The organism is Mesorhizobium sp. USDA 4132, from assembly GCF_056279545.1.
Genome location: NZ_JBWCCP010000001.1, coordinates 1,011,502 through 1,037,262 on the forward strand (window position 1 = coordinate 1,011,502; position 25,761 = coordinate 1,037,262).

Sequence of the window (25,761 nt, forward strand, 5' to 3'; positions counted from 1 at the left end):
GGCGGTCCGCCCGCCCGAGCTTATTTCTGCAGCAGCGCCACCGCTTCCACATGCGGCGACCAGAGAAACTGGTCGATCGGCGTGACCGTCTTGATCTGGTATCCGGCATCGACGAGAATCCGAAGGTCGCGGGCAAGCGTCAGCGGGTTGCAGCTCACCGCCACGACCGTCTTCACGGTCGAGCGGGCAAGCTCCTTCATCTGGACTTCGGCACCGGCGCGCGGCGGATCGAAGACGACTGCGTCGTAGTTTTTCAGTTCCGAAACCATCATCGGCCGGCGGTAGAGATCGCGCTTCTCAACCGAGACCGGCTTCAGCCCCTGAGTATTGCGGGCCGCAAGGTCGAGCGCCCTGACCGATTTCTCGTCGCCTTCGACGGCATGCACCTTGGCGATGCGGGCAAGCCGGAGCGAGAAGGTACCGGAGCCGGCAAACAGGTCGATAATCCGCTTGGCCTTGCCGACATGCGACAGCACCAGTTCTGCCATCGCGTCTTCCGCCGGTTTCGTCGCCTGGGTAAAGGCGCCGGGCGGCGGGGAGACCTTGACGCCGCCGAAATCCACCAGCGGCTTCTGCAATTCGATAATGATTTCGCCATTGACCGAAACCCGCGCGATGCTTTTCAGCGCCAGCACCGTCTCGGTGACCGTGCGCCGCTGCTTGTCGTCGAGCGGCTTCAACCCTTCTGCGGCAAGATCGAGGCCGGCAAGCGTTTCGAGAACGGCGATACGGAACGTCTCCGAACCGGTCGCCAGCGCCTTGCCCACCGCGCGGATCGCCTCGAGCCGGGCAACGATGCCGGGCGAGGCGATCGGACATTCGACGATCGAGACGATGTGGTTGGTCTCGGCGCGGTTGAAGCCGAGCAGCAATTCCTTCTCGGTCTTGCGGGCGGAAAATACCACCCGACGACGCTCGCCGGGATGCGCTATGACCAGCTCGCCCACTTCCGGCGTCAAGCCCTTGGATTTCAGGGCCTCGACGACGAGGTTGCGCTTGAAGGCGTGGTAGGGGACATCCGCCAGATGCTGCAGCGAACAGCCGCCGCAGGCGTCGCTGTCCGGTCCGAAGTGGCGACAGGGCGGCGTGACCCGGTCCGGCGACGGATTGGAGGTCGACATGACCGTGCCGTGATCGCCGTTGCGGGCGATCGCCAGCGTTTCGCCCGGAAGAGCGTAGGGCACATAGACCGGGCCGTCTTCGCCATTGGCGATGCCGTGGCCCTGGGCGCCGAGCCGGCTGATCGTGACGGTGACCGTGCTCATGAAGGTTCACCGGGCTTCCTGCCTGCGAGCAGGTATTCCTGGTTGCCGTCGCCGCCGGCGATCGGGGAGGGGATGAGCCCGAGGCTCGACCAGCCCATCTCTTCGACCAGCCAGCGTTCGAGTTCGGCCGCGACCTGGGGCGCCGTCTCCGGCTCCTTCAGCAGCCCGGCCTTGCTGATCGCATCGCGGCCCGCCTCGAATTGCGGCTTGACCAGCAGCACGCAATGCGCGCCGGGCTCGGCAAGATCCAAGGCCGGCGCCAGCGCCAGCTTCAGCGAGATGAACGAGACGTCGGAGACGATGAAGGTGATCTCGCGGTCGTCGTAATCCTCGGCGGTCAGATAGCGGGCGTTGAGGCCCTCGATATTGGTGACCCGCGGCTCGGCGAGCAGCCGCGGATGCATCTGTCCGTGGCCGACGTCGATCGAGGTCACATGCTCTGCGCCGCGCATGATCAGCACTTCGGTAAAGCCGCCGGTCGAGGCGCCGATATCGAGACAGTCATGGCCGGCCGGATCGAGCTTGAAGTGATCGAGCGCCGCGACGAGCTTCAACGCGGCGCGGGAGACGTAATCCTGCGCCGGGTCGTCGATCGTGAGTTTCGCGTCGAGCGGGAAGGTGAGGCTCGGTTTGGTGACGACGCGGCCGTTGACGGTGACAGTGCCGCGGGCGATCGCGTCGCGCGCACGAGCTCTGCTCGCCACGAGATTGAGCGAGACGAGAAGCTGGTCGAGGCGTTGGTTTTCAGGGCTTGAGGACATGGTCGCAGTCAATGCCTGCCTATCGCCTGGCTTGCAAGGGCCTTGTTTCATGAAAACCCGCGCCGGGTTCAATCAAATTTTAATCATGTTGGGATTCTCTCGCGGCCGGAGGAGCAAGCAGTTTCATTTCACCTGAGAGCGGAAGCCCCTCATGTCGCTTAAAAACCTATCCCTGAACAAGAAGCTGATCATCACCTTCGCGGCGTTGATGTCGGTTTGTCTGCTGGCCTCGGCCGGCGTTTATTGGCAGGCCTTGAAATCGAGCCGCTCTTCCGCGCAGCAGGTCGTTTCCCAGACGATCATGATGAATGTCGACGCGGCACTCGAAGCCATGCTGGAACAGGCCGTCAATCAGCGCGGTTTCCTGCTCTTCAAGAGCGACAGCACCTATGCCGACGTCTTCAACAACCGCGAGAAGATGATCGCGGCGATCGACGCCGCCAAGAAGGCGGCCGCCGGCGTGCCGGATATGGTCGCTTCGCTTGATGCGATGCGTGCCGCAGCCGATGTGTTCCACACCCAGCTTACCGTTCCGCAGCTCGACGCCCGCAAGAACACCGGCAAGCCGATCGAGGAAGTCATCGAGATCGGCCGCAACCAATCGAAGGGCCAGCTCGACGTGTTCCGCGAGGCTGCCGCCAAGATCAAGAAGCAGGCTTTCGACCTGTCGACCACCATGGTCAGCGCCCAGACCCAGGCCCATACCGATCTGCTGCTGACGCTCCTCATCGGCGGCGGTATTGCCGGCCTGATCGCGGTCGCCCTCGTGCTTGCCCTGTCGCGTGCCATCGTCCAACCGATCGTCGGCATGACGGAGGCCATGACCAGCCTTGCCGGCGGCAATCATGATATCGGAATTCCGGCTCTCGAACGCGGCGACGAAGTCGGCCGCATGGCCAAGGCCGTCACGGTCTTCAAGGATGCGGCGATCGAAAAGCAGCGTCTGGCCCGCGATGCGGATGTCCTGCGCGACACCCGCGAGCGTGAACGCCTCGACAACGACACCCAGAAGGCACGCGAAGCCGCCAATATCGAATTTGCGATCGACGCGCTTGCAACCGGGCTTGCAAGCCTTGCCGATGGCGATGTCGCCTACCGCATCGAAAAGCCGTTCTCCGGCAATCTCGATCGGCTGCGCACCGATTTCAACCAGGCGCTCGGCCGGCTGCAGTCAGCCCTCCAGGCGGTCGGCGAGAACGCCTCGGCTATCAGTTCCGGCGCCGGTGAAATCCGCTCTGCGGCCGACGATCTCGGTCGTCGCACCGAACAGCAGGCCGCAGCCGTCGAAGAGACAGCCGCCGCACTCGAACAGGTGACGACGACGGTGAAGGAATCTGCTCGCCGAGCTGAAGACGTCGGCCAGCGCGTCGAGCGCACCCGCATCGGCGCCGAAAAATCGGGCGAAGTGGTTCGCCGGGCTGTCTCCGCCATGGAGCAAATCTCGAAGTCCTCGGGCGAGATCGGCAACATCATCAGCGTCATCGACGACATCGCCTTCCAGACTAACCTTCTGGCGCTCAATGCGGGCGTCGAGGCGGCTCGCGCCGGCGAGGCGGGCAAGGGCTTTGCGGTCGTCGCACAGGAAGTCCGCGAACTCGCCCAGCGTTCCGCCAATGCGGCAAAGGAGATCAAGGCGCTGATCACCACCTCCAGCCAGCAGGTGGATGCGGGCGTCGCGCTGGTCGGCGAGACTGGCCAGGCGCTGGAAGCGATCGTCGGCGACGTGCAGCAGATCAACCAGCACCTCTCCGCCATCGTCATCTCCACACGCGAACAGTCGACAGGCCTCCAGGAGATCAACACGTCGGTCAACGCAATGGACCAGGGCACGCAGCAGAACGCCGCCATGGTCGAAGAGCAGAACGCGGCAAGCCACAAGCTCGCCCAGGAAGCCCAGGCGCTCGATGCCCTGCTGAGGCAGTTCAACTTCGGGGGCACGCCATCGGTTCGGACTTCGCGTCCGGTCGCGGCCCCGTCGGCAGCCCGTCCGGTGGCATCGCCGGCAAACGCCCTGCGCTCCACCGTCGCCCGCGCCTTTTCCGGCAGGGCGGCGAGTGCCGCCGCCGTGAAGGAAGAGTGGTCGGAATTCTGATCCGCCCATATGGCTCGATCTCAAAGGCAGGCCGGAAGACCCTCCGGCCTGCCTTCTCTGTTTCAGCATTTGCGTCTATCTTCCGGCGGCCGAAAACCGGCGAGGAAATGGGAGGGACGGATATGCGATGCACCTTGCTGATCGGCGGACTTTTGTTCGTCGCGAACCCGGCACTTGCCAACGATTCCATGGCGGAACTGAAGACGGGCGGGCTGATCTACGTCCAGACCTCCGACGTCGCCATGGCCGAGGAGCAGCTCTACATTTCCCGCGAGGAAGTGCTGGTCGATTACGTCTTCAAGAACGCCAGCGACAAGGATGTCGAAAGCGTCATCGCCTTCCCGATGCCGGACATCACCGGCAGCATGGACAGCGATATCGCGCTCGAGAACACCGACAGCGACAATTTCCTCGGTTTTTCGGTCGTGCAGGACAGCCGGCAGATCAAGCCGGAGCTGCAGCAAAGGGTGCTGGCCGCCGGCATCGACCGCACAGACGAACTCGTGGCGCGCAACATTCCGCTTCTGCCCCATAGCGACAGGACGCTTGCCGCACTCAAGGCCCTGCCCGAAGACGTGAAGGCCGCCTGGATCGCCGAGGGGCTGGTGTTCGTCAACCGCTACGACGCCGGCAAGGGCTGGCAGGAGGACCTGACGCCGGCCTGGACGCTGCGCTCGGTCTATTGGTGGAAGACGAAATTTCCGGCCGGCAAGCCCGTCCGTGTCAGCCACCGCTATAAGCCGAGCGTCGGGGGCACTGTCGCCATGACCTTCATCGATCAGGGTAAGCCGGCGACGAATTACAAGGATTATGCCGACCGCTACTGCATCGACGCCGCATTCATGAAGACCGCGGCAAAACTCGAAGCTGCGGCCGGAAAAGGCGGCCCGAACTATACCGAGCAATGGGTGTCCTACATCCTCACTACCGGCGCCAACTGGGGCGGTTCGATCGGTAAGTTCAAGCTGACGATCGACAAGGGGAAGGAGAAGGATTACGTCAGCTTCTGCGGCAACGGCGTGAAGAAGATCGGCCCCACGACTTTCGAGATGACGGCGGACGATTTCTATCCGGAAAAGGATCTGAATATCCTGTTCCTGACGGCCGCCGATCAGTGACGGTGGCGGCAAAGATCCGAATTCAGTAATATTGAATGAAAGTGATCGTGCTGGCGCTTGCCGGCCGGATCGGAAAGCACGATGTTTCCGATCGTAAGTTAGCCCAAGAGTTCCGGGAACATCCCATGCCGCGTCGCCCTGCCGATGGTTATGATCCCATCGCGATCGTTCTGCACTGGCTGATCGCGTTGTTGATCGTCGGCCTGCTGGCGCTCGGTTTCGTCATGGCCCTCCAATCGATCGATCCAGCCCTGCAGTTCTCGCTTTTCCAGTGGCACAAGTCCTTCGGCATGCTGGCGCTGCTTCTGGCGGCCGTGAGGCTCGTCCATTCGCTGACGGTCGTGCGGGTGAAACCGGTCAAAGGTCTAAGCGCCCTGGAATATCGCTCGGCAGACGCGATGCACTATCTGCTGCTGACCTTGGCGGTGGCTGTGCCGGTGGCCGGCTGGATGATCGCCTCCGTATCGCCGCTCGAAATTCCGACCTTCGCGTTCAACCTCGTCGTCATTCCGCATCTTCCAGTGCCGAAGTCCGATGCCGCCGAGGCCTGGTGGACGACCGTCCATGCGGTTCTCGCCTATTCGATGCTGGCCCTCGTCCTCCTGCATTCGGGCGCCGCACTCTACCACCACTATGTCAGGCATGATGAGGTGCTCACCCGCATGCTCGGCAGCCGGCACCGCACCGCAAAAACATCCATCGAGGAGCCGGGACCATGACCCGCAAGACAACCATCATCGCAGCCATGCTGCTCGCCATGTCGCTCCCCGGAGCCGGCTTCTCGGCCGTGAACGTTCCGAGCCTCACCGAGGCGGCGGGGCGTTATGCCATCACATCCGGTTCCCGCATCGCGTTTGCCGTGGATCAGGTCGGCGGCGGCGGCATCAAGGGCAAGTTCGGTAAGTTTTCAGGCACGTTCAACCTGAAAGCCGGCGATCTTACGCATTCCATGGTCAATTTCGATCTGAAGCCGGAAAGCGTCAGCACCGGCCAGGATCGCATCGACGCCTTCCTGCGTTCCGGTGCCGTCTTCGATTCCGGTCATTTCGAAACGATCTCGTTCCGCTCGGAACGCGTCGAGCAGACCGGCCCGGACAGCGCCCGCATCACCGGCACGCTGACCGCCAAGGGTCATAGCTCGTCCGAAGTCTTCGATGTAAAGCTCACCTCCTGGAGTGGTCGCAGGATAGGTTTCAATGTCAGCGGCAAGATCTTCCGCTCCCGCTACGCCATGGACGTCGGCACGCCGATCTATTCCAATGTCGTGCAGTTCGACATGGTGATCGAAGGCGAGCGGAACTAGGAACCGTCCCTTCAATAGGATGCGTTACTTCATTCGACGTAGGAGGATACTGCTTCGGAGCCTCCGTGCGGGGTGCGGTCGAGGCGTGGAAAGGCACTTCCAAATGAAGTATTTGATTTCAAAGCCGTAATTGAGGGGTGGGATCTGGTTTCGAATTTATCTAACGACTAACGCTTTCGAAGTATGAGCTTTTGTCATACTTGCGCCATCTAAAAATTATGACACTCTGGCCAAAGTATAATTTGGGGGAGTGTAATGGCGCAGTTAGTATATCCCATTGATGCGGATACTCTTCTGGCAGATGTTGATGCCGCTCGCTCGATGGCCAAGAACTATGCCGGGGCTTACCAATCGGCTTCGCCCTATCCGCATATCTGCATCGACAATTTCCTGCCCGAGCAGGTTTTGGAGAACGTCCTGACCGACCTCCGGAACCGTCCGGAAAAGGAGACGACTTTTGCGAGGGCGCAGGAGAACAAGAAGGTCTCCTATGTGCCGGAACGGCTTCCGACCTACACCAAGAACCTGTTTTATGCGCTGAATTCGCGCCCCTTCATTCTGTTTCTGGAGGAGATGACTGGGATTGAAGGATTGATCCCCGATCCGTTCTTTTTCGGCGCCGGCGTTCATGAGACCGCCAACGGCGGGCATCTCGATATCCATGCCGACTTCAACCTCCATTCCAAGATGAAGGTCGAGCGCCGGCTCAACACGCTGATCTATCTCAACAAGGACTGGCGGGAAGAGTGGGGCGGCTCGTTCGAGATCTGGGACAAGGAGATGAAGGGCAAGGTGCACAGCTTCACGCCCCTGTTCAATCGCATGGTCACCTTCTCGACCACATCGGATTCCTTCCACGGTAATCCCTCGGTCGTGAACCATCCGGAAGACAAATCGAGAGATTCGATCGCGCTCTATTATTACACGGCAACGTGGGACGATTCCCGCAAGTCGCATTCGACGCTCTTCAAGCCGCGGCCGAATTCCACCGACAAGAAGGATTACGCCGAAATACGCCGCGATGTGCTTCGGGACTTCACACCACCGATGCTCTATCGCAAGATCATCGGGCCGCTGAGCCGCCTCGGTTTCTAATCCGGGAGGACCTGACGACCGGGCTCAGCCGGCAAAGCCGACGCCGATCTGGGGCTGGCCGAGCGTCCTGAACACGGTCGAGACGATGCCGGCGCGGTCGAGGCCGGCCTTGGCATACATCGCGTCCGGGCTTGCCTGCTGCATCCAGATATCCGGCAGCACCAGCGAGCGGATTTTCAGGCCGTTGTCGAGCAGGCCCTCGGTCGCGAGGAACTGCAGCACATGACTGCCGAAGCCGCCGACCGCGCCTTCCTCGATGGTGATCAGCACTTCGTGGTGGCGGGCGAGCTGGCGGATCAGGTCATGGTCCAGCGGCTTGGCGAAGCGCGCATCCGCAACCGTAGTCGAAAGACCGGCGGCGTCGAGATCCTCGGCTGCAAGCACACATTCCTTAAGGCGCGTGCCGAAGGAAAGCAGCGCTACCTTGGCACCTTGTTTGACCACCCGGCCCTTGCCGATTTCAAGGATCTGGCCGCGTTCCGGCAACTCGACCCCGACGCCTTCGCCGCGCGGATAACGGAAGGAGATCGGACCTTCGTCATAGGCGGCCGCCGTGCGCACCATGTGTTTCAGCTCCGCCTCGTCGGCGGCAGCCATCACCACCATGCCCGGCAGGGTGGCGAGGAAGGTCGTATCGAACGATCCCGCATGGGTCGGCCCGTCGGCGCCGACGAAGCCCGCGCGGTCGATCGGGAAACGCACCGGCAGTCCCTGGATCGCCACGTCGTGGACGACCTGGTCGTAACCGCGCTGCAGGAAGGTCGAATAAAGGGCGCAGAACGGCTTGTAGCCTTCCGCGGCAAGGCCCGCCGCAAACGTCACCGCATGCTGTTCGGCAATGCCGACATCGAAGGTCCGGGCCGGGAAGACATCCGCCAGCTTGTCGATGCCGGTGCCGTTCGGCATGGCCGCGGTGACGCCGACGATCTTCTCGTCGAGCGCTGCTTCCTGGACCAGCGCCTCGCCGAAGACGCTCGTATAGCTCGGTGCGTTCGGCTTCGATTTCGCCTGCGCACCGGTGATGACGTCGAACTTGTTGACGCCGTGATATTTGTCGGCGGCGGCTTCCGCGGGTGCATAACCCTTGCCCTTCTGCGTCACCACATGGATCAGCACCGGGCCGCGGGCATTGTCGCGCACATTGCGCAGTACCGGCAGGAGGTGGTCGAAGGAATGACCGTCGATCGGGCCGATATGGTAGAAGCCCATTTCCTCGAACATCGTGCCGCCGGTGACGTAACCGCGGGCATGTTCGACGGCGCGGGTGATCGCCCGGTCGACATTCTTGCCGAGATAGGCGGTCAGCTTCTTGCCGAGGTCGCGAAAGCCCATATAGGTGCGGCCGGAGGCGAGCCGCGCCAGATAAGCGCTCATCGCGCCGGTCGGCGGGGCGATCGACATGTCGTTGTCGTTCAAGATGACGATCAGCCGGGCATCGAGCGCACCGGCATTGTTGAGCGCCTCATAGGCCATGCCGGCGGACATCGCGCCGTCGCCGATGACAGCGATGACGTTGCGCTTCGAGCCGGAAAGATCGGCTGCGACCGCCATGCCGAGGCCGGCCGAGATCGACGTGGAGGAATGCGCAGCGCCGAACGGATCATATTCGCTCTCGGCCCGGCGGGTGAAGCCGGAAAGCCCGTCCTCCTGTCGCAGCGTGCGGATGCGGTCGCGCCGGCCGGTGAGGATCTTGTGCGGATAACACTGGTGGCCGACATCGAAGATCAGCCTGTCATCCGGCGTGTTGAATACCTTGTGGATGGCGATCGTCAGTTCCACGACGCCGAGGCCGGCGCCGAGATGGCCGCCGGTGCGCGACACCGCATCGATCATCTCGTCGCGCAATTCGCGGGCAAGCTGCGTCAGGTCGCGATCTTCGATGGCGCGAAGATCGGAGGGAAGCTTGACCTTGTCGAGCAATGGCGTGGCGGGGATTGATGTCACGGACGATGGCCTTTTCTGCTCTTTCCGGAAGCGTGTTCTCCCCCAAGATGAGAAGAAAGCAGGCTTTTTCAAGTTGCATGACCTGCGGTTCTAACCGATTTCAGGCGGTGGGCAAGGGGACAAACTCCTCCTCGTCCCCGGGCACGATGTCGAAACGGCCGGTGCGCCATTCCTCTTTCGCCTTTTCGATACGCTCCTTGGAGGAGGAAACGAAGTTCCACCAGATATAGCGTTTGGAATTCAGCGCCGCCCCGCCGAACAGCATCACATGACAGCCCGGAGCGCCAGCTTCGAGGGTGATATCGTCGCCCGGCCGGAAGACGAGAAGCTGGTCGGCCGCGAAACGGTCGCCCGAAATGACGAGTTCGCCGGAGAGGATGTAGATTGCCCGCTCCTCGTGCGCCGCCGCAAACGGGAAACGCTTGCCCGCCTCGAGGCGGAGATCGACATAGAGCGTGTCGGTGAAGGTCGAGACGGGTGAGCCGAGGCCTTCGAAAGCGCCGATCACCACCCGGCCGCTCGCGCCGTCGGCATCGATGACCGGCATCTTTTCCTTATCCGTGTGCGAGAACGTCGGATCGATTTCCTCCTTGTTATCAGGCAGCGCCAGCCACGTCTGCAGCCCGGAGACCGACATCGGATGGCCGCGCAGGTTTTCCGGCGTGCGCTCCGAATGCACGATGCCGCGGCCGGCGGTCATCAGGTTGATATCGCCCGGCCGGATGGTGAGTTCGGTGCCGAGGCTGTCACGATGCTTGATCTCGCCATCGAAGAGATAGGTGACGGTGGAAAGCCCGATATGCGGATGCGGCTTGACGTCCAGCGCCTCGTCGGCCCGCAGCAGCGCCGGTCCCATCCGGTCAAAGAAGATGAACGGCCCCACCAGCCTTCTCTGCCGGCTCGGCAACGCGCGCCGCACGGAAAACCCGCCGATATCGCTGGTGCGTGGAATGATCAGGTTCTCGATCGCATCACAGGCAAAGGCGTCGCCGGCGACCGGGTCGTTTCCGGGGAAGAAGGACATGGTTCAGACCTCAGATATGTCGCGATTGGCAAGCGCGATTTCGATGTCGCGAATGAGCGGCGGCAGGTTTATCGTGATGACGTCCCAGATATTGACCGTTTCCACCTGATCATATTCGTGCCTCAGGATGTTGCCGATATCGCGGATGCCTCTCCAACCATGCTGTGGAAACGCCTCTTCCGCAAATGGACCCAATTTGACGGCAGCCTCCGAAATACGCGAGAGGCAGCGTTCACAGGCATCTCTTGTCTTGCGGTCGGAGAGATAGTCGGCGAGTTCCATGCCCTGCGTGTATTCCAGGATGGCAAGCGCGTTTTCGAGAATATCCTCGACCCTGACCCATGGACGGCTAGAAGGCAAGTTGGCGGTCCCTTGCGACTTCCTTTGCCAGTCTGGGCTTCAGGATCGGCTCGGAGACGATGTCCACCGGCTTGCCGACAATGTCTTGCAGCTTCTCCTTCAAGTCTGAGAGCGAGCTGAAATAGCTGAATCCGCGGCCCGTCACGTCGAGATCCAGCTGCACAACCACGTCCACGTCGGATCCCTCAGTCGCCTCGCCACGCGCGACCGAACCGAACAGCGACAGGGTCTGCACGCCCGCGGCGCGCAACTCGTCCTCGTGCTCCCTCAGTTTGGCGATGACCAGATCCTTGTCCATGCAGACAATATAGTGGAGCCCTCGGATTTGGTCGAGAGCGTTAGCGACAACCGCTCAAGCTCACCTCATCCCCGGCCGTCGCCCCAAGCTCCATACATCCACCCGCATGACACAGCCTCCACCCACTCGGCGTCATGCCGGAAGCCGCCAGCGAAACATGCTCCTGCGCCGGCAGCGTCGGGTGCCAAACCCACCAGCCGTCCTTCAGCACCGCGTCCGCCCCGGGCTCCATGCCGGCGCCGGACCCCTTCACTTCCGCCTGGCGAAGCTCCAACCCGGCCGGTGCCACGGCCCAGGTCTCGCGCCATTCCGTCTTCTGCACCGAATGGGTCCAGGAGAGCGTGAACATCGAGACGGCAAGGGCGGTCAGCTTGCCGCCGGCCAGGATGCAGAGGCTCATCGCCCCTTGCTCATGTCAGCGCCGGTGCGGCCGGCGCGCTGCGGTTCCGCCACCAGTGTTGCGCGACGATGATGACGCCGAGTACCCAGCCGAGTTCGTCGGTCCAGGGAAATGCGACCACCAGACTTGCACCGGCGATGAAGGCGAGCAGGCGCTCCCACGCCGCCATGCGGGCAAAGAGGAAGCCGACCACTGCCGTGCCCCACAGCGCGATGCCGAAGCACGCCTTCAGGAAGACATAGGCGACCTCGACCGGATAACTCCAAGCCGCTGCAATCGCACCCGGATCCTGCAGCATCAGGGCCGGGCGTGTAGACGGCCATGAACGGCACCACGAAACCGGCGGTTGCGAGCTTGGTCGCCTCCACGCCGATCTTCAGCCCCGAGGTCTTCGCCATCGGTGCCGCCGCGAAGGCGGCGAGCGCCACCGGCGGCGTCAGGTCCGCCATGATGCCGAAATAGAAGACGAACATGTGGCTGACGATCAGCGGCACGCCGAGTTCGAGCAGCGCAGGTCCGGCAAGCGACGAGGTGATGATGTAGTTCGGGATCGTCGGAATGCCCATGCCGAGGATCAGGCAGGTAATCATCGTCAGCACCAGCGACAGGAACAGGTTGTGCTCGCCGACCCGGATGATCGCGCCGACAAAGGTCGAGGCGATGCCGGTCAGCGTCAGCGTGCCGATGACGATGCCGACGATGGCGCAGGCGATGCCGACCGGCAGCGCGTTCTTGGCTCCCTCGGCCATCGCGTCGCGGCAGATCGCCAAGGTCTCGCGACCGCCCTTGACGAAGATGCAGCCGACGATCAGGGCGAGGATGACGATCGCCAGGAAGTTGACCCCATAGCGCAGGAAGGAGGCGGCGGCGATGCCGAGCATGAGCCAGAAGACGAGGCGGAAGGCAAGCGGGCCGATGCTTGCGGCAAGCGGCATGCCGAGGATCAGCACGATGACCAGCGCCAGCCCCATCGTCCCGGCGAAGATCGGGGTATAACCGGCAAACAGCAGGTAGACGAGGGCGGCGAGCGGCAGGATCAGCGGCCAGTGTTCCCGGACGGCAGCCCAGGGGTTCGGCAGGTCGGCCTTGCTCATGCCCTTGAGGCCCGCTTTGCCGGCTTCCAGGAACACCATCCAGAAGCAGACGCCGAAATAAAGCACGGCCGGGATGATCGCGGCCTTGACGATCTCCGCATAGGAGACGTTGAGCGTTTCCGCCATGATGAAGGCGACGGCACCCATGACCGGCGGCATGATCTGCCCGCCCATCGACGAGGTCGCCTCGACGCCGCCAGCAAAGGCCGAGCGGAAACCGAAGCGCTTCATCAGCGGAATGGTGAACTGTCCGGAGGCGACGACATTGGCGACGCCCGAGCCGGAAATCGTACCCATCAGCGCCGAGGACATCACGCAGACCTGCGCCGGCCCGCCGCGCCAGGTGCCGACGAGGCCGAGTGCGAAATCGTTGAACAGCGCCAGCATGCCGGCGCGCTCCAGAAACGCGGCAAAGACCACGAAGATGAAGATATACGCCGCCGAGACGTAGATCGGCGTTCCGTAAATGCCCTCGGTCCCATAGGCGAAATTCTCGATGATCTGCTCGAAATCATAGCCGCGATGGACGAACGGCCCGGGGGCGTATTGCCCGAAAAAGCAATAGGCGAGGAATATGGCGGCGATGATCGTCAACGGCAGGCCCATCAGCCGTCGTGCCGCTTCGAAGACGAGCACGATCAGCACGGTTCCGACGATGAGGTCCGGCGTTGTCAGGAACCCGCTCCTGACGATCAGGTCGTGGTAGAAGACCCAATTGTAGAGGCCGGTCAGGAAGCCGACAATGCCGAGCCCCCAGAACCAGATCTTGCCGGCTTTCGTCCTGGCGACGAGGTTGCCGATCAGCACGAAACCGAGCAGCAGCAGGAAGCCAACATGCATGGCGCGGACGATCTGGCTCGCAAGCGTGCCATAGGCGGCGGTCCAGAGCTGGAAAAGGGTAAAGGCAAAGGCGATCCAGAAGGCAATCCGCCCGGTCAAACCCTCGCCGAACCCGGCCGGCAGGCCCTCGATCGGCTCTTCGGCGCTTTGCGAATTCATCGAGTTTTGCATTGGGGTTTCGGACATTGGTTCTCCGAGGTTTCCGTTGCCCCTCACCTTAATCCTCTCGCCGTTTGGGGGAAAAGGATAGGTGGCCCAAACGACGTTAGAGGGGGACAGATACAGTTGCGGCATAGATCCTTCTCCCCGTGAAGACGGGGAGAAGGTGGCGGCAGCCGGATGAGGGGCAGATTGCCCTCATCCTCGCTCGTTCACTTCATCAATCCAACTTCCTTGTAATACCGTTCGGCGCCCGGATGCAGCGGTACGGGCATGCCTTCCAGCGCCTTCTTCACGTCGATCGCCTTGGCGGCGGCATGCGCTGCGGAAAGCTTCGGCAGGTTGGAGAACAAGAGCTTGGTCATCTGGTAGACGGTTTCGTCGGAAACGCCCGAATGGGTGATCAGGAAGTTGCCGACGGCGGCGGTCTCGACATCGGCGGTCTGCCCCTCATAGGTGCCGGCCGGGATTTTCACCGAGACATAGGGAGCGCCGATCTTGGCGACTTCGGCCGCTGGGATCGCTACGACATTGATCTTCAGCGAGGTTGCAAGGTCGCGGATCGAGGCGACGCCGAGGCCTGCCGACTGCAGCGTCGCATCGAGTTGGCGGTTCTTGATCAGTTCGACGGATTCCGCGAACGGCAGGTATTCGGTCTTGCCGAGGTCCTTGTAGGACATGCCGGCCGCCGTGAAGATGGCGCGGGCATTGAGTTCCGTGCCTGAGGCAGGTGCGCCGACCGACAGGCTCTTGCCCTTGAGATCGGCAAGCGTCTTCACGCCGGATTCGGCGCTGGCGACCACCTGGATATAGTTCGGATAGATGGCGGCGATGCCGCGCAGCTTGTCGAGCTTGGCGGGAAAGCCCGCTTCCTTGTTGCCCTTCCAGGCTTCCTGGACAGAATCGCCGAGCGAGAAGGCAATCTCGCCGCGTCCTGCCTGCAGCAGGTTGAGGTTTTCGACGGATGCCTTGGTGGCCTGCACCTGGGTGCGCGCGTCCTTGATCCCCTGTCCGTAGATTTCGGCAAGCGCCACGCCGAGCGGATAATACACGCCGGACGTGCCACCGGTCAGTACGTTGATGAATTCCGCAGCCTTCGCGCCGGCGGCGGAAAATGCCGTCGAAACGGCAAGCGTCGCCACGAACATGAGATTGATTTTACTGGACTTCACGCCGAAGTTCATAATGGCCTCCTCCCAAAGCAACCACGCAGATGGGGCCATCATGGGGAGGCGTTTCCGGTGCGTCAATCGGTTTATGACGCATTCCATGCGAAGGTTGTAAGACTTTGGTTTAGCCGTCCGGCTTATTCGCCGTCGAGCGGCTCGACGCCCTGCGGCTTGCCGGCGCGGTCGAGCCGGATCTTCTCGATGCGGTTTTCAGCGGCTGTCAGCAGCTTTTCGCAGTGTTTCTTCAGCGCTTCGCCGCGCTCGTAGATGGCGATCGATTCGTCGAGCGCCACGTCGCCCCGTTCCAGCCGCGCCACGATGCTTTCGAGTTCGGCGACGGCCTTCTCGAAGGAATAGCCGCTCACATCGAGGCTCTCGGTGTTTTCGGTCATCGTCTATCCCTTCATCAGTCTGCAGATGTGCATGCCCGCCGATTCGGCGAGCCCTTCGAGATCATATCCGCCCTCGAGCAGGCTGACGATACGGTTGCCGGCATATTTGCCGGCGATCTCCATCAGCCGTCCGGTGGCCCAGTCGAAATCGTCGCCGACGAGATTGATCTGCGCCAGCGGATCGCGGTGATGCGCGTCGAAGCCGGCCGAGATGATGATGAAATCCGGTCGAAAATTGTCGAGCGCCGGCAGCACGCGCGATTTGAACGCCTCGCGGAAATATTCGCTGCCGGTATCGGGTGAAAGCGGCGCGTTGACCACGTTGTTCCTGGTGCCGGTCTCGTCCTTGGCGCCGGTGCCGGGATAAAGCGGCATCTGGTGCGTCGAGCAGAACAGCACTGACGGATCGTCCCAGAAGATGTCCTGCGTGCCGTTGCCGTGATGCACGTCCCAATCGACGATCGCGACGCGTTCCATGCCGTATTTCCGCTGCGCGTGGCGCGCGGCGATCGCGGCGTTGTTGAACAGGCAAAAACCCATCGCCTTGTCTTTTTCCGCGTGATGGCCGGGCGGACGTGCCGCGACAAAGGCGTTGTCGACCTTGCCGGTTGCCACGTCGTCGACGGCGGCCATCGCGCCGCCGATGCCGGTCAGCGCGGCCTGAAAGCTTTTCGGCCCCACATAGGTGTCCGCCTCGATCTGGCGGATCGTATCCTCCTCGGGGATTTCCCGCATGACGGCGCGCAGATGCTCCTCCGGATGCGCGAGCAGAACCGCGTCTTCGTTCGCCTGGGGAGCGTCCTTGCGGTCGAGCCTGGCGAAATTCGGATGTTCCAGCGCGATCGCCAGCGAGCGCAGCCGGTCCGCCCGTTCGGGATGTCCTTCGGGCGTGCTGTGTTCGAGGAAGATCTTGTGTTCGTAAAGGCGCGTGGTCATGCGGCGGCCTCGTCAGGGGTCAGTCCGGTCTGGACCTTTCCGACATGGCGCAGAAAGCTGACTTTTTCAAGCCGCAACCCCTTGCTCTTGCGCTTGTTTAGCTTGAAAGAATGGTCTTACATGAATGGGTGCAACCCAGAGGGTATCGTGGCCAAAGAGTCAGTCAAGTCTCAGGAATTCCGGGTTCCTTTCCGCGATGTCGACATGCACGGGGAGATGTTCCGGTCGTCCTATGTCGTGCGGGCGGAAGAAGCCGTCACGGAATTCTGGCACCGCCGCAAGCCGCAGAAGGACGATCCGTTCTTCAGGATCGGCAAGATCACCTGCACGTTTCACTCAGCCTTGAAGCTGGGTGACGTCGTCCACACGCATATCGGCGTCAGCAAGATCGGCGGAAAATCGGCGGGGTTCCTGGTGCATATGCTGCGCGGCAACGAGGCGGTCGCGGAAGCCGAAATCGTCTGGATGACTTGTGACCCCGAAAGCAGGGAACCGGTGCCGCTCCCCGAAGACTTGCGCGACTGGCTTTATCAGTTCCTGGATTGACGGGGCGCGGCCGATCAGGCCCGTTGCGGTAGCAGCGGATAACCGACCATTACTGCGCGGCCGGCGAGTGCCGCGATCATCGCCTTCAGCACGTCGCCGGGAACGAAGGACAGGTCACCGATGAAGGCGGTCGAAAGCCCGGTGCCCGTGACATAGGCGAGGTAGATGACCCCGAGCGCGTGGTCGACCACCACGCCGCCGAGCAGGGCTGCGAGGAAAAAGCCGGTGATCTGTACGATGCCGCTCTGCGAACGCTCGACGAACCGCTCGGAACAATAACCGGTGATGACGGCTGCGAAGAACCAGCCGACGAGATAACCGGCGGTCGGCGATACAAAGGTGGCAAGGCCGCCGCGTCCGCCCGACAGAACCGGCAGGCCGATCGCGACCAGCAGCAGGACCAGAAACACCGCAAAACCGCCGCGCCTGGCGCCGAGGATGACGCCCGCAAGCATAACGCCGAGCGACTGGGCGGTGATCGGTACCGGAATGAAGCCGAGCATGATCGGCGGCACGAGACCGAGCGCTACGATAATGGCGGCGAAAAGGGCGGCCAGAACGAGATCACGGGTGGTCATGCTATGCGAATCCCCAGTTTTATATGAGGTTATTTCTGCGCCCGGATGCCGCGTGCGTCAATGGCGGCGGCAATCTCGTCGGCATTTTTGAGCGTCAGGATGATCAGTGGCACCGCCAGCGTCAGCGGCCGGACCTTCAGCCCGCGGGCGCGATGGGCGTCGCGGATAGCCTGGTAACGGCTGAGGATCTCCGGCACGAAACGGATGACGAGACCGATCGAAAGCCCGATATCCGCGGCCCTGACGAGCCCCAGGCGCTCCAGCGGCATGGCAAGGCGGGTGATCTCGTCGATGAAATCGCCGGTGCTGGTGGTCGCCGTCACGGCCGCGGCGAAGAGGGCAAGCGCCGTCAGCCGCGTGACGACGACCAGCGTGTCATGTCGGCCGTTGAAGACAAGTGTGAAGAGCGCCACGACCGCAATGGTCAGCAGGACCGGCCGCAGCCGCAGCCAGGATTGGCGCCACCCGAGCCGGAGCGACGAATAGACGATGCCGCCGAGCAAGGCCGCGACCGACAGAATGGCCGGCGAACGGACAAGGAAAAAGACAAGGCTGAGCGCGGCGAGGCCGAGAAGCTTTGCCCGCGGCGAAAGCCGGTGCAGAAACGTGTCGCCTTCCACGTAGAGCGTCTTCATGCCACAAGCTCGCGGTAGCGGGCGATGACTTCCGCAGGCGCGCCATCATCGGTGAGGCGGCCTTCATGGAAGAACAGAACCCGGTCGAAATCGGCAATCAGGCCGAGGTCATGGCTGATGACGACGACATTTTCATCGAGCCCGTGGATCGTCCGCTCCACGAGATCGCGGTTGCGGAGATCCAGCTGGTTGGTCGGTTCGTCCATGATCAGGATATCCGGCCGGGTCACCAGAACCGAGGCAAGCGCCGCCAGCTGCAGTTCTCCGCCCGAAAGTTCATGCACCCGCCGGTCGGCCAGATGGGCGATGCCGAACCGGGCAAGCACGGCCTCGACCGCCGCCTCCGTGTCGGCCTTCGAGAGTTTTTGGCTTTTCAGCCCGAGCGCGATATCTTCTTTCAGGATCGGCAGGATGATCTGGTTCTGCGGGTTCTGGAAAATGAAGCCGGCCTGGCCACGAACCTTGTCGCCATCCTTCACCGTATCGAGCCCGTTGACGGTCACGTGACCCTCGGCAGGCAGCACCAGCCCGTTGATCATCCGCGCAAACGTCGTCTTGCCCGAGCCGTTGAGGCCAATCACGCCGATCCGCCGTTCGCTCAAGCGAAGCGTCAGCGGATAAACGACGGTGCGTCCCTCGAAACGCGCTTCTGCCTGTTCGAAACGGATATCCAAGCCAGTCCCTCGGTGTTCAGCGGTCTATAGACCGGAAGACGGGGAAGGGGAATGCGGAACCGAACGTGAACATTGAATCCGGCGCGGCGGTATCCTAGTCTAGATGCCATGGCGATTCTCATTCCAAACGATCAGGCCCGCAGGATCTTCCTCGAACGGCAGCGGCTCTGCGAACCGCCGGGCCGGGCGTTGACCAAAGCCGGCCTGCTGCAGCTCATCGACGATCTCGGTTTCGTCCAGGTGGACAGTATCGCCACCGTCGAGCGCGCCCATCACATGATCCTGTTCTCGCGCAACCAGACCTACCGCCGCGAGCACCTGACCGCGCTTCTGGAAAAGGACGGCGAGCTGTTCGAGCACTGGACGCATGACGCCTCGATCATCCCGACGAGCTTCTTCCGCTACTGGAAACATCGTTTTCGCCGCCGCGAGCCGATCCTTGCCGAACGCTGGCGGAAATGGCACGGCGAGGGGTTCGACGCCGCCTTCGAGGAGACCTTCCAGCACATCGCCGAGAACGGCGCGATCATGTCCCGCGACATGAAGCAGGAGGATCACAAGTCCGGCGGCTGGTGGAACTGGCATCCGAACAAGACGGCGCTCGAATATTACTGGCACACTGGCAAGCTGGCGATCGCCGGCCGCGTCAACTTCCAGAAGATCTACGACCTGATGGAACGGGTCATCCCGCGGCAGCATCACGAGCCGGAAGTGAGCCACGAGGAATTCATCGACTGGGCCTGCCGCGGCGCCATGACCCGCCTCGGCTTTGCGACTTCGGGCGAAATCGCCGCCTTCTTCGATCTGGTCACGCCGGACGAAGCGAAGGACTGGGTGAAGACGCATCGCGACGAACTGGTGGAAGTGCTGATCGAGACCGCCGACGGCAGCAAGCCGCGCCCATCCTTCGCCTTCCTCGGCTTTCCCGATAACCTCGGGGACATTCCCGAACCACCGGCACGCGTGCGCGTGCTCAGCCCCTTCGATCCGCTGCTCCGCAACCGCGACCGCGCCGAGCGGCTGTTCAACTTCTTCTACCGCATCGAGGTTTTCGTGCCGGAACCGAAGCGCCAATACGGCTACTACGTTTTCCCGCTCTTGGAAGGCGACCGCATGATCGGCCGCATCGACATGAAAGCCGACCGCAAATCCGGCACGCTGGATGTGAAGCGGTTATGGCTGGAAAAGGGCGTGCGGGCTTCGGCGGGGCGGCTGGAGAAGCTGGACGCGGAGTTGCTTCGGGTCGGGCGGTTCGCGGGGGTGGATAAGGTGGTTTATCAGAATGGTTGGCGGGGCGAATAAGCGCGGCCGCGCCGTTTGCCGTGGCACCCCCCTCTGCCCTGCCGGGCATCTCCCCCTCAAGGGGGGAGATCGGATGGAGTTGCCCTCTCGGCTCGATCATGATCGTGGAGATGAAACTAAATATCTTCCATTGCCGCTGAAACTTCGCCCTTCAATGGGAGGCGATGAGCCCGCCTCTGGCCGATCTCCCTCCTTGAGGGGGAGATGCCCGGCAGGGCAGAGGGGGGTGTCTCGCGGCAAACTCCCACCTCAGTTTAGGCTGAAACCTACCCCCGCCACCGCAGGAACACAGTCGCCAGCGGCGGCAATACCGCGGAGATGGAAAATTCCTTCCCGTGCGCCGCCTGGCGCTCCGTCCAAGCTTCCGTCTGTCCCAGATTGGACCCGCCGTAAAGCGCCGCATCGGTGTTCAGCACCACCTCCCAGCGGCCCTCTGCCGGAACTCCGATGCGATACCCGTGCCGCGGCATCGGCGTCAGATTCGAGGCGACCAGGATATGCGACGAGCGATCCGGCGACGAGCGCATCATGCCGTAGACGGAATTTTCCGCATCATCCGTCACCGCCCACTCGAACCCCTCGTGATGCAGGTCGCCGAACTGCAGCGCCGGTTCCCGGGCGTAAAGCGTGTTCAGGTCGCGAACGAGCCGCTGCACGCCCGCATGGTCGGGGCTGTCGAGCAGGTCCCAGACCACCGAGCCGTCATGGTTCCATTCGCTCTCCTGCGCCAGTTCGCCGCCCATGAACAGGAGCTTCTTGCCGGGATGGCCCCACATGAAGCCGTAATAGGCGCGAAGGTTCGCAAGTTTCTGCCAGCGATCGCCCGGCATCTTGGCCATCAGCGAGCCCTTGCCGTGCACCACTTCGTCATGGGAGAGCGGCAGGATGAAGCGCTCGGAATAAGCATAGATCATCCCGAAGCTCATGGCGCCATGGTGGTATTTCCGGTAGACTGGGTCGTCCTGCATGTAATGCAGCGTGTCGTGCATCCAGCCCATGTTCCATTTGAAATCGAAGCCGAGGCCGCCTTCCTCGATCTTCCTGGTAACCCCCGGCCAGGCGGTCGATTCCTCCGCCGCGGTAAAGGCATGCGGGCAGCGGTTGTGGACGATGCTGTTCAGGTGCTTGAAGAACTCGACCGCCTCAAGGTTTTCGCGCCCGCCATACTGGTTCGGAATCCATTCGCCTTCGTTGCGGCTGTAGTCCCGGTAGAGCATCGAGGCGACAGCATCGACGCGCAAAGCATCGACATGGTAATGCTCCAGCCATTCGAGTGCCGAGGCGATCAGGAACCCTTTCACCTCGTTGCGGCCGAGATTGTAGATCAGCGTGTTCCAGTCCCCGTGGAAACCTTCGCGCGGATCGGCATGCTCGTAGAGCGGCGTCCCATCGAATTTGGCGAGCCCCCAGACGTCGGTCGGGAAATGCGCCGGCACCCAGTCGAGGATGACGCCGATACCCGCCGCATGGCAGCGATCGATAAAATAGGCGAAATCTTCCGGCGTGCCGTGACGCCCGGTCGGGGCGAACAGCCCGAGCGGCTGGTAGCCCCAGGAACCGCCGAACGGATGCTCCATGATCGGCAGCATCTCGATATGGGTGAAGCCGAGGTTCTGCACGTAGGGGATCAGCCGCTGACTGAGTTCGACCCAGTCGAGCATCCGGCTGCCTTCCTCGGCGATCCTGAGCCACGAGCCGAGATGCACCTCGTAGATCGACATCGCACCTTCGCGGGTGCGATCGGCACGCTGCCGACGCATCCAGTCCTCGTCGCTCCAGCGGAACGGTTTCGAGGAGGCGACGATCGAGGCCGTCGACGGGGCAGCCTCGCTGGCGCGGGCAACCGGATCCGCCTTTTGCGGCAGCAGATTGCCGTTGCCGTCGAGCAGTTCGAATTTGTAGCGCTCCCCGTGGGTCAGGCGCGGGATGAACAGTTCCCAGATGCCCGCCTGCGGACGCAGCCGCATCGGATAACGTCGCCCATCCCAGGAATTGAAATCGCCGACGACCGAGACGCGCCGGGCATTCGGCGCCCAGACGGAAAAGCGCACGCCCTCGACCCCCTCGACCTCCATTGGAATGGCGCCGAGCGTCCGGCCGAGATCGTAGTGTGTCCCTTGACCGATCAGGTGCAGATCGAGATCGCCGAGCAGCAGCGGGAAGGAGTAGGGGTCCTCCATCTCCTGGATGGCGTCCGGCCAATGGATCCGGAAGAAATATGGCGCGTTGCTGCCGGTCACCCCGGCAAACAGCCCGCCTTCACGGATGGTTTCGAGTTCGGCCAGCATCTTGCCGGTATCGGCCTCCACCACTTCGACCGACAGCGCACCCGGCAGCAGCGCCCGGACCACGGTGAGATTGCCGTATTGATGGCGTCCGAGGATCGAGAACGGGTCCCCGTGCCGCCCTTCGACCAGGGCCTGCAGACCCTCCTGGACGGTGCCGATCATCAAATCGGTGCGCTCGTATCTCATGAAACGTTCTCCAGAAGTCGGGATGCGATCGCCGAGAAGCCGGCAAGCGGGAGGGGAAGCCAATGAGGGCGGCTGCGCACTTCGTAGGCGATCTCGTAGGCAGCCTTTTCGAGCAGGAAGAGATCGAGAATGCGGCCACGGGCCTCCGGCGAGATGCGCAATTCCTCGGAATTCCCGGTCACTTCGAAATAGGTATCGAGGAAGGCTGGCTCCGCCATCTCCATGAAACGTGTGACCAGCTCTTTATGGCGGGTGTCTTCAACCTCGCTGACGATTTCCCGGTCGAGGTCGGCCGAGGCTGCGAGATAGCTGAGCGACCGCAGCAGCCCGGCGGCGTCGCGCAAGGGATTGGTCTTGGCGCGGCGTTCGGAAAGGTCGCGGGTCGGTTCGCCTTCGAAATCGATGATATAGGCGTCGCCCTCCGAGACCAGGATCTGGCCGAGATGGAAATCGCCGTGGTTGCGGGTCATCAGCGTGCCTTCCACCGCGCTCGCAAGATGCGCGGCGAGGCCGAGAAGATCGTCACGGCGGCCTAGTAGTATTTTTGCCTCGCGGGCAATATCCGAATCCAGGTCCTCGACGGTCTTTTCGAGGATCGAGAGGCTGCGGGAGATTTGGCCCGTGACAGCCTCGCGCCATTTTTCGGCATCGGCCGCCTTTGCCCGGACCGGCTGGAAGTCCGGATCGTCGGTCGGCTGGGCGAGGGCCAGATGCAGTTCGCCGAGCCGCTTGCCGATTGTCGCGACAAAATTGACGAGCGGCTTGAAATGCTCGTCCACCACCTCGCCCTCAAGGCCAGTCACCACGATTTCGTCGATGGCGCGGCGCAGGTTGCTGAGCATCCAATTCCAGGCATCGCCCTGGTTGCGGATCGCGCTCTGCACGATGATCAGCGTGTAGCGACTACCATCCGGCGCCGTACGGGCGACCTCGCCGAGCAATTGCGCGGTGTTCTGATAGCCGACATTGGTCAAGTACCGGGTCATCTCGACCTCGGGATGCATGCCGGGGAAGACGTGGCGGATGAGCTTCACCATCGCCATGTCGCCCAGAATAAGCGAACTGTTGGATTGTTCGGCCGACAGCCAGCGGACGGCCATGTCGTCGTTGATGGTCAGGCAGTCGAGCTTGTCGGTGCCGATAAATTCCAGCGTACCGGCGCGGCCTGATATCACCGACCGCTCGCAGAGGCCGCGGATCACCCCGCGCGCCAGTCCTTCCATCGCGAACCCGTCGGTCAGGAAGCCGACGCGGCGGCCCTGGCGGATGCGGGCGAGGGCCAGTTGCTGGGCGAGCGCCGTTGGCTGGGCGTCGTCCCAGGAGACGGCGAGCGGCAGCAGGTATGTATCTTTGCGGCCGTCCACCTCGGCTTCGAGTTCGCCAAGCAGGATGTTGTTGGCAAACGCGATCGGCGTTGCGGCAACCAGCGAAGCACCGGTCAGGATTTCTCCCTTCAAACCGAACCAGCGGCGCTTGCCGAGGTAGGCGGGCAGGACCTCGTTCGACAGCGTAGTCGCAAGCCTCGGCTGATCGACCAGTTCCTGCAGGTCGCGGCGAGTGACCATGGTCACCATGTCCTGCATCTGCTCCGGCGGCTCCTTGCGCCAGACCGGACCGTCCGCTTCCGCTACTAGATTGAACCAGAAGAAACCGTAGGGCTGCAGGGTGAGCAGATAGGTCAGCTGCCCGATCGGCGGAAAGGGCGACATGCCGGAAAGTTCGATCGGCACACGGCCGGCGAACTGGGCCAGGTCGAGCTCTACCGCCTGCGGCAGGCGTGAGAGATTGGCGACGCAGAGAATCGTGTCGCCATTGTATTCACGTAGATAGGCAAGGATCTTGCGGTTGCCCGGCGACAGAAACTTCAGCGAACCACGGCCGAAGGCGAAATGTTTGTTGCGCAATGCCAGCATCCGCCGCGTCCAGTTGAGCAGCGAATGGGCGTCGGCCCCCTGCGCCTCCACATTGAGCGCTTCATATCCATAGAGCGGATCCATTATCGGCGGCAGCACCAGCCGCGCCGGGTCGGCCTTGGAGAACCCGCCGTTTCGGTCCGGCGACCATTGCATCGGCGTGCGCACCCCGTCGCGGTCGCCGAGATAGATGTTGTCGCCCATGCCGATCTCGTCGCCGTAATAGAGAACCGGCGTTCCGGGCATGGAGAGAAGCAGTGCGTTCATCAGCTCGATGCGGCGGCGGTCGCGCTCCATCAGGGGTGCGAGGCGGCGGCGGATGCCGAGGTTGATGCGGGCGCGGCGGTCGGCGGCATAGATGTTCCAGAGGTAATCGCGTTCCTCGTCGGTCACCATTTCGAGCGTCAGCTCGTCATGATTGCGAAGGAAGATCGCCCATTGACAGTTTTCCGGGATTTCCGGCGTCTGCCGCATGATGTCGGTGATCGGGAAACGGTCTTCCTTGGCGATCGCCATGTACATGCGCGGCATCAGCGGGAAATGAAATGCCATGTTGCATTCGTCGCCATTGCCGAAATATTCACTCGTGTCTTCCGGCCATTGATTGGCCTCGGCGAGCAGCATCTTGCCGGGATGGGTGGAATCGAGCGAAGCGCGGATCTTCTTCAGGACGTCGTGCGTCTCGGGCAGGTTCTCGTTGTTCGTCCCCTCGCGCTCGACGAGATAAGGGATTGCATCCAGCCGAAACCCGTCGATGCCGGTATCGGCCCAGAAGCGCATCACGCCGAGCAGTTCTTCCAACACCTGCGGATTATCGAAGTTGAGGTCCGGCTGATGGGAATAGAAACGATGCCAGTAATAGGCGCCGGCGCCGGGGTCCCAGGTCCAGTTCGATTTTTCCGTGTCGAGGAAGATGATCCGGGTTTCCGGGAATTTTTGGTCCGTATCCGACCAGACGTAGAAGTCCCGTTCGGGAGAGCCGGCCGGCGCATGGCGCGCCCGCTGGAACCAGGGATGCTGGTCGGACGTGTGGTTGATGACGAGCTCGATGATGACCCGGATGCCGCGCTGGTGCGCCGCTTCGACAAAAGCCTTGAACTCGTCGACCGTGCCGTAGTCGGGGCTGACGCTGCCGTAATCGGCAATGTCGTAGCCGTCGTCCCGGCGCGGCGAGGGGAAGAAGGGCAGCAGCCAGATCGCGTTGGCGCCAAGCGAGGCGATGTGGTCGAGTTTTTCGTGCAGGCCCTGAAAGTCGCCGATACCGTCGCCATTCGCGTCGAAGAACGACTTGATGTGGAGCTGATAGATGATCGCGTCCTTATACCATAGCGGATCGTCCTCATTCATCTGAGCGTGGTTCTGCCCCTGGCTCCGGTTCGCGCTCGTCAT

Annotated in this window: 22 protein-coding genes and 1 pseudogene; 7 read left to right on the top strand and 16 right to left on the bottom strand. The window is 62.4% G+C overall.

All coding sequences use genetic code 11. The features are described 5' to 3' along the window. Nucleotides 1–20: 20 nt before the first annotated feature. Nucleotides 21–1,265: a class I SAM-dependent RNA methyltransferase gene (locus tag ACZ9IU_RS05150; RefSeq protein WP_038540490.1), complete on the bottom strand. Its 1,245-nt coding sequence runs from the start codon at nucleotides 1,263–1,265 to the stop codon at nucleotides 21–23. Then, entirely contained in the window at nucleotides 1,262–2,026 is a 765-nt protein-coding gene (locus ACZ9IU_RS05155) for a TlyA family RNA methyltransferase (protein WP_038540493.1), read from the bottom strand. The genes ACZ9IU_RS05150 and ACZ9IU_RS05155 overlap by 4 nt, the downstream gene beginning before the upstream one ends. Nucleotides 2,027–2,177: 151 nt before the next feature. On the opposite strand from ACZ9IU_RS05155, the gene ACZ9IU_RS05160 reads away from it, so the two are divergent. From ACZ9IU_RS05160 to ACZ9IU_RS05180, 5 genes are all read left to right on the top strand, one after another. After that, the gene (locus ACZ9IU_RS05160) at nucleotides 2,178–4,118 is read left to right on the top strand and encodes a methyl-accepting chemotaxis protein (RefSeq protein ID WP_038540496.1); all 1,941 of its coding nucleotides are present in this window, start codon (nucleotides 2,178–2,180) and stop codon (nucleotides 4,116–4,118) included. Between the two features lie 122 nt (nucleotides 4,119–4,240). Further along, nucleotides 4,241–5,236: a DUF4424 domain-containing protein gene (locus ACZ9IU_RS05165; RefSeq protein ID WP_051900034.1), complete on the top strand. Its 996-nt coding sequence runs from the start codon at nucleotides 4,241–4,243 to the stop codon at nucleotides 5,234–5,236. A gap of 125 nt (nucleotides 5,237–5,361) precedes the next feature. Continuing rightward, the gene (locus tag ACZ9IU_RS05170; RefSeq protein ID WP_038548805.1) at nucleotides 5,362–5,955 is read left to right on the top strand and encodes a cytochrome b; all 594 of its coding nucleotides are present in this window, start codon (nucleotides 5,362–5,364) and stop codon (nucleotides 5,953–5,955) included. Continuing rightward, the gene (locus tag ACZ9IU_RS05175; protein WP_038540499.1) at nucleotides 5,952–6,539 is read left to right on the top strand and encodes a YceI family protein; all 588 of its coding nucleotides are present in this window, start codon (nucleotides 5,952–5,954) and stop codon (nucleotides 6,537–6,539) included. The genes ACZ9IU_RS05170 and ACZ9IU_RS05175 overlap by 4 nt, the downstream gene beginning before the upstream one ends. Before the next feature lie 255 nt (nucleotides 6,540–6,794). Beyond that, nucleotides 6,795–7,634 (top strand): 2OG-Fe(II) oxygenase, encoded by an 840-nt coding sequence (locus ACZ9IU_RS05180; protein WP_038540502.1) that lies wholly within the window; start codon nucleotides 6,795–6,797, stop codon nucleotides 7,632–7,634. A 24-nt stretch (nucleotides 7,635–7,658) separates the two neighbouring features. Here the strand turns inward: ACZ9IU_RS05180 and dxs are convergent, their stop codons facing one another. The 9 genes and pseudogenes from dxs to ACZ9IU_RS05225 all read right to left on the bottom strand — a co-directional run bounded on the left by dxs (nucleotide 7,659) and on the right by ACZ9IU_RS05225 (nucleotide 16,250). Beyond that, nucleotides 7,659–9,578, bottom strand: coding sequence for a 1-deoxy-D-xylulose-5-phosphate synthase (dxs, locus tag ACZ9IU_RS05185; RefSeq protein WP_038540505.1), 1,920 nt, complete (start codon nucleotides 9,576–9,578; stop codon nucleotides 7,659–7,661). A 100-nt stretch (nucleotides 9,579–9,678) separates the two neighbouring features. Then, nucleotides 9,679–10,602, bottom strand: coding sequence for a pirin family protein (locus tag ACZ9IU_RS05190; RefSeq protein ID WP_038540508.1), 924 nt, complete (start codon nucleotides 10,600–10,602; stop codon nucleotides 9,679–9,681). 3 nt (nucleotides 10,603–10,605) lie between these two features. After that, a complete protein-coding gene (locus ACZ9IU_RS05195) occupies nucleotides 10,606–10,962 on the bottom strand; it encodes a HepT-like ribonuclease domain-containing protein (protein ID WP_038540511.1) in 357 nt (118 codons plus the stop codon). Beyond that, the gene (locus ACZ9IU_RS05200; RefSeq protein WP_038540514.1) at nucleotides 10,952–11,260 is read right to left on the bottom strand and encodes a nucleotidyltransferase family protein; all 309 of its coding nucleotides are present in this window, start codon (nucleotides 11,258–11,260) and stop codon (nucleotides 10,952–10,954) included. Before ACZ9IU_RS05200 ends, ACZ9IU_RS05195 begins: the two co-directional genes overlap by 11 nt. A 40-nt stretch (nucleotides 11,261–11,300) precedes the next feature. Next, nucleotides 11,301–11,660 (bottom strand): DUF1850 domain-containing protein, encoded by a 360-nt coding sequence (locus tag ACZ9IU_RS05205; RefSeq protein ID WP_038540516.1) that lies wholly within the window; start codon nucleotides 11,658–11,660, stop codon nucleotides 11,301–11,303. A gap of 10 nt (nucleotides 11,661–11,670) precedes the next feature. Then, nucleotides 11,671–13,780, bottom strand: a pseudogene (locus ACZ9IU_RS05210) (TRAP transporter permease). A gap of 185 nt (nucleotides 13,781–13,965) precedes the next feature. Further along, nucleotides 13,966–14,901, bottom strand: coding sequence for a TAXI family TRAP transporter solute-binding subunit (locus tag ACZ9IU_RS05215; RefSeq protein WP_038548807.1), 936 nt, complete (start codon nucleotides 14,899–14,901; stop codon nucleotides 13,966–13,968). A gap of 158 nt (nucleotides 14,902–15,059) precedes the next feature. Continuing rightward, the gene (locus tag ACZ9IU_RS05220) at nucleotides 15,060–15,314 is read right to left on the bottom strand and encodes an exodeoxyribonuclease VII small subunit (protein ID WP_038540522.1); all 255 of its coding nucleotides are present in this window, start codon (nucleotides 15,312–15,314) and stop codon (nucleotides 15,060–15,062) included. A gap of 3 nt (nucleotides 15,315–15,317) precedes the next feature. Continuing rightward, the gene (locus ACZ9IU_RS05225) at nucleotides 15,318–16,250 is read right to left on the bottom strand and encodes a histone deacetylase family protein (protein WP_038540525.1); all 933 of its coding nucleotides are present in this window, start codon (nucleotides 16,248–16,250) and stop codon (nucleotides 15,318–15,320) included. A 147-nt stretch (nucleotides 16,251–16,397) separates the two neighbouring features. Here ACZ9IU_RS05225 and ACZ9IU_RS05230 point away from each other — a divergent pair, with 147 nt between their 5' ends. Continuing rightward, nucleotides 16,398–16,796, top strand: coding sequence for an acyl-CoA thioesterase (locus ACZ9IU_RS05230; protein WP_038548810.1), 399 nt, complete (start codon nucleotides 16,398–16,400; stop codon nucleotides 16,794–16,796). 14 nt (nucleotides 16,797–16,810) lie between these two features. Here the strand turns inward: ACZ9IU_RS05230 and ACZ9IU_RS05235 are convergent, their stop codons facing one another. Genes ACZ9IU_RS05235 through ACZ9IU_RS05245 form a run of 3 tightly spaced genes read right to left on the bottom strand, consistent with a single transcriptional unit; the run spans nucleotide 16,811 to nucleotide 18,683 of the window. Then, nucleotides 16,811–17,374 (bottom strand): biotin transporter BioY, encoded by a 564-nt coding sequence (locus tag ACZ9IU_RS05235; RefSeq protein WP_038540528.1) that lies wholly within the window; start codon nucleotides 17,372–17,374, stop codon nucleotides 16,811–16,813. A 29-nt stretch (nucleotides 17,375–17,403) separates the two neighbouring features. Beyond that, nucleotides 17,404–18,009, bottom strand: a complete 606-nt coding sequence (locus tag ACZ9IU_RS05240) for an energy-coupling factor transporter transmembrane component T family protein (RefSeq protein ID WP_038540531.1) — start codon at nucleotides 18,007–18,009, stop codon at nucleotides 17,404–17,406. Further along, nucleotides 18,006–18,683, bottom strand: coding sequence for an energy-coupling factor ABC transporter ATP-binding protein (locus tag ACZ9IU_RS05245; RefSeq protein ID WP_038540534.1), 678 nt, complete (start codon nucleotides 18,681–18,683; stop codon nucleotides 18,006–18,008). The genes ACZ9IU_RS05240 and ACZ9IU_RS05245 overlap by 4 nt, the downstream gene beginning before the upstream one ends. Nucleotides 18,684–18,791: 108 nt before the next feature. Here ACZ9IU_RS05245 and ACZ9IU_RS05250 point away from each other — a divergent pair, with 108 nt between their 5' ends. Beyond that, nucleotides 18,792–19,985, top strand: a complete 1,194-nt coding sequence (locus ACZ9IU_RS05250; RefSeq protein ID WP_038540537.1) for a winged helix-turn-helix domain-containing protein — start codon at nucleotides 18,792–18,794, stop codon at nucleotides 19,983–19,985. A 266-nt stretch (nucleotides 19,986–20,251) separates the two neighbouring features. Here the strand turns inward: ACZ9IU_RS05250 and glgB are convergent, their stop codons facing one another. Continuing rightward, on the bottom strand, nucleotides 20,252–22,459 hold the full coding sequence (gene glgB, locus ACZ9IU_RS05255; RefSeq protein ID WP_038540542.1) for a 1,4-alpha-glucan branching protein GlgB: 2,208 nt from the start codon (nucleotides 22,457–22,459) through the stop codon (nucleotides 20,252–20,254). Further along, nucleotides 22,456–25,761: a maltose alpha-D-glucosyltransferase gene (treS, locus tag ACZ9IU_RS05260; RefSeq protein ID WP_437179050.1), complete on the bottom strand. Its 3,306-nt coding sequence runs from the start codon at nucleotides 25,759–25,761 to the stop codon at nucleotides 22,456–22,458. Before treS ends, glgB begins: the two co-directional genes overlap by 4 nt.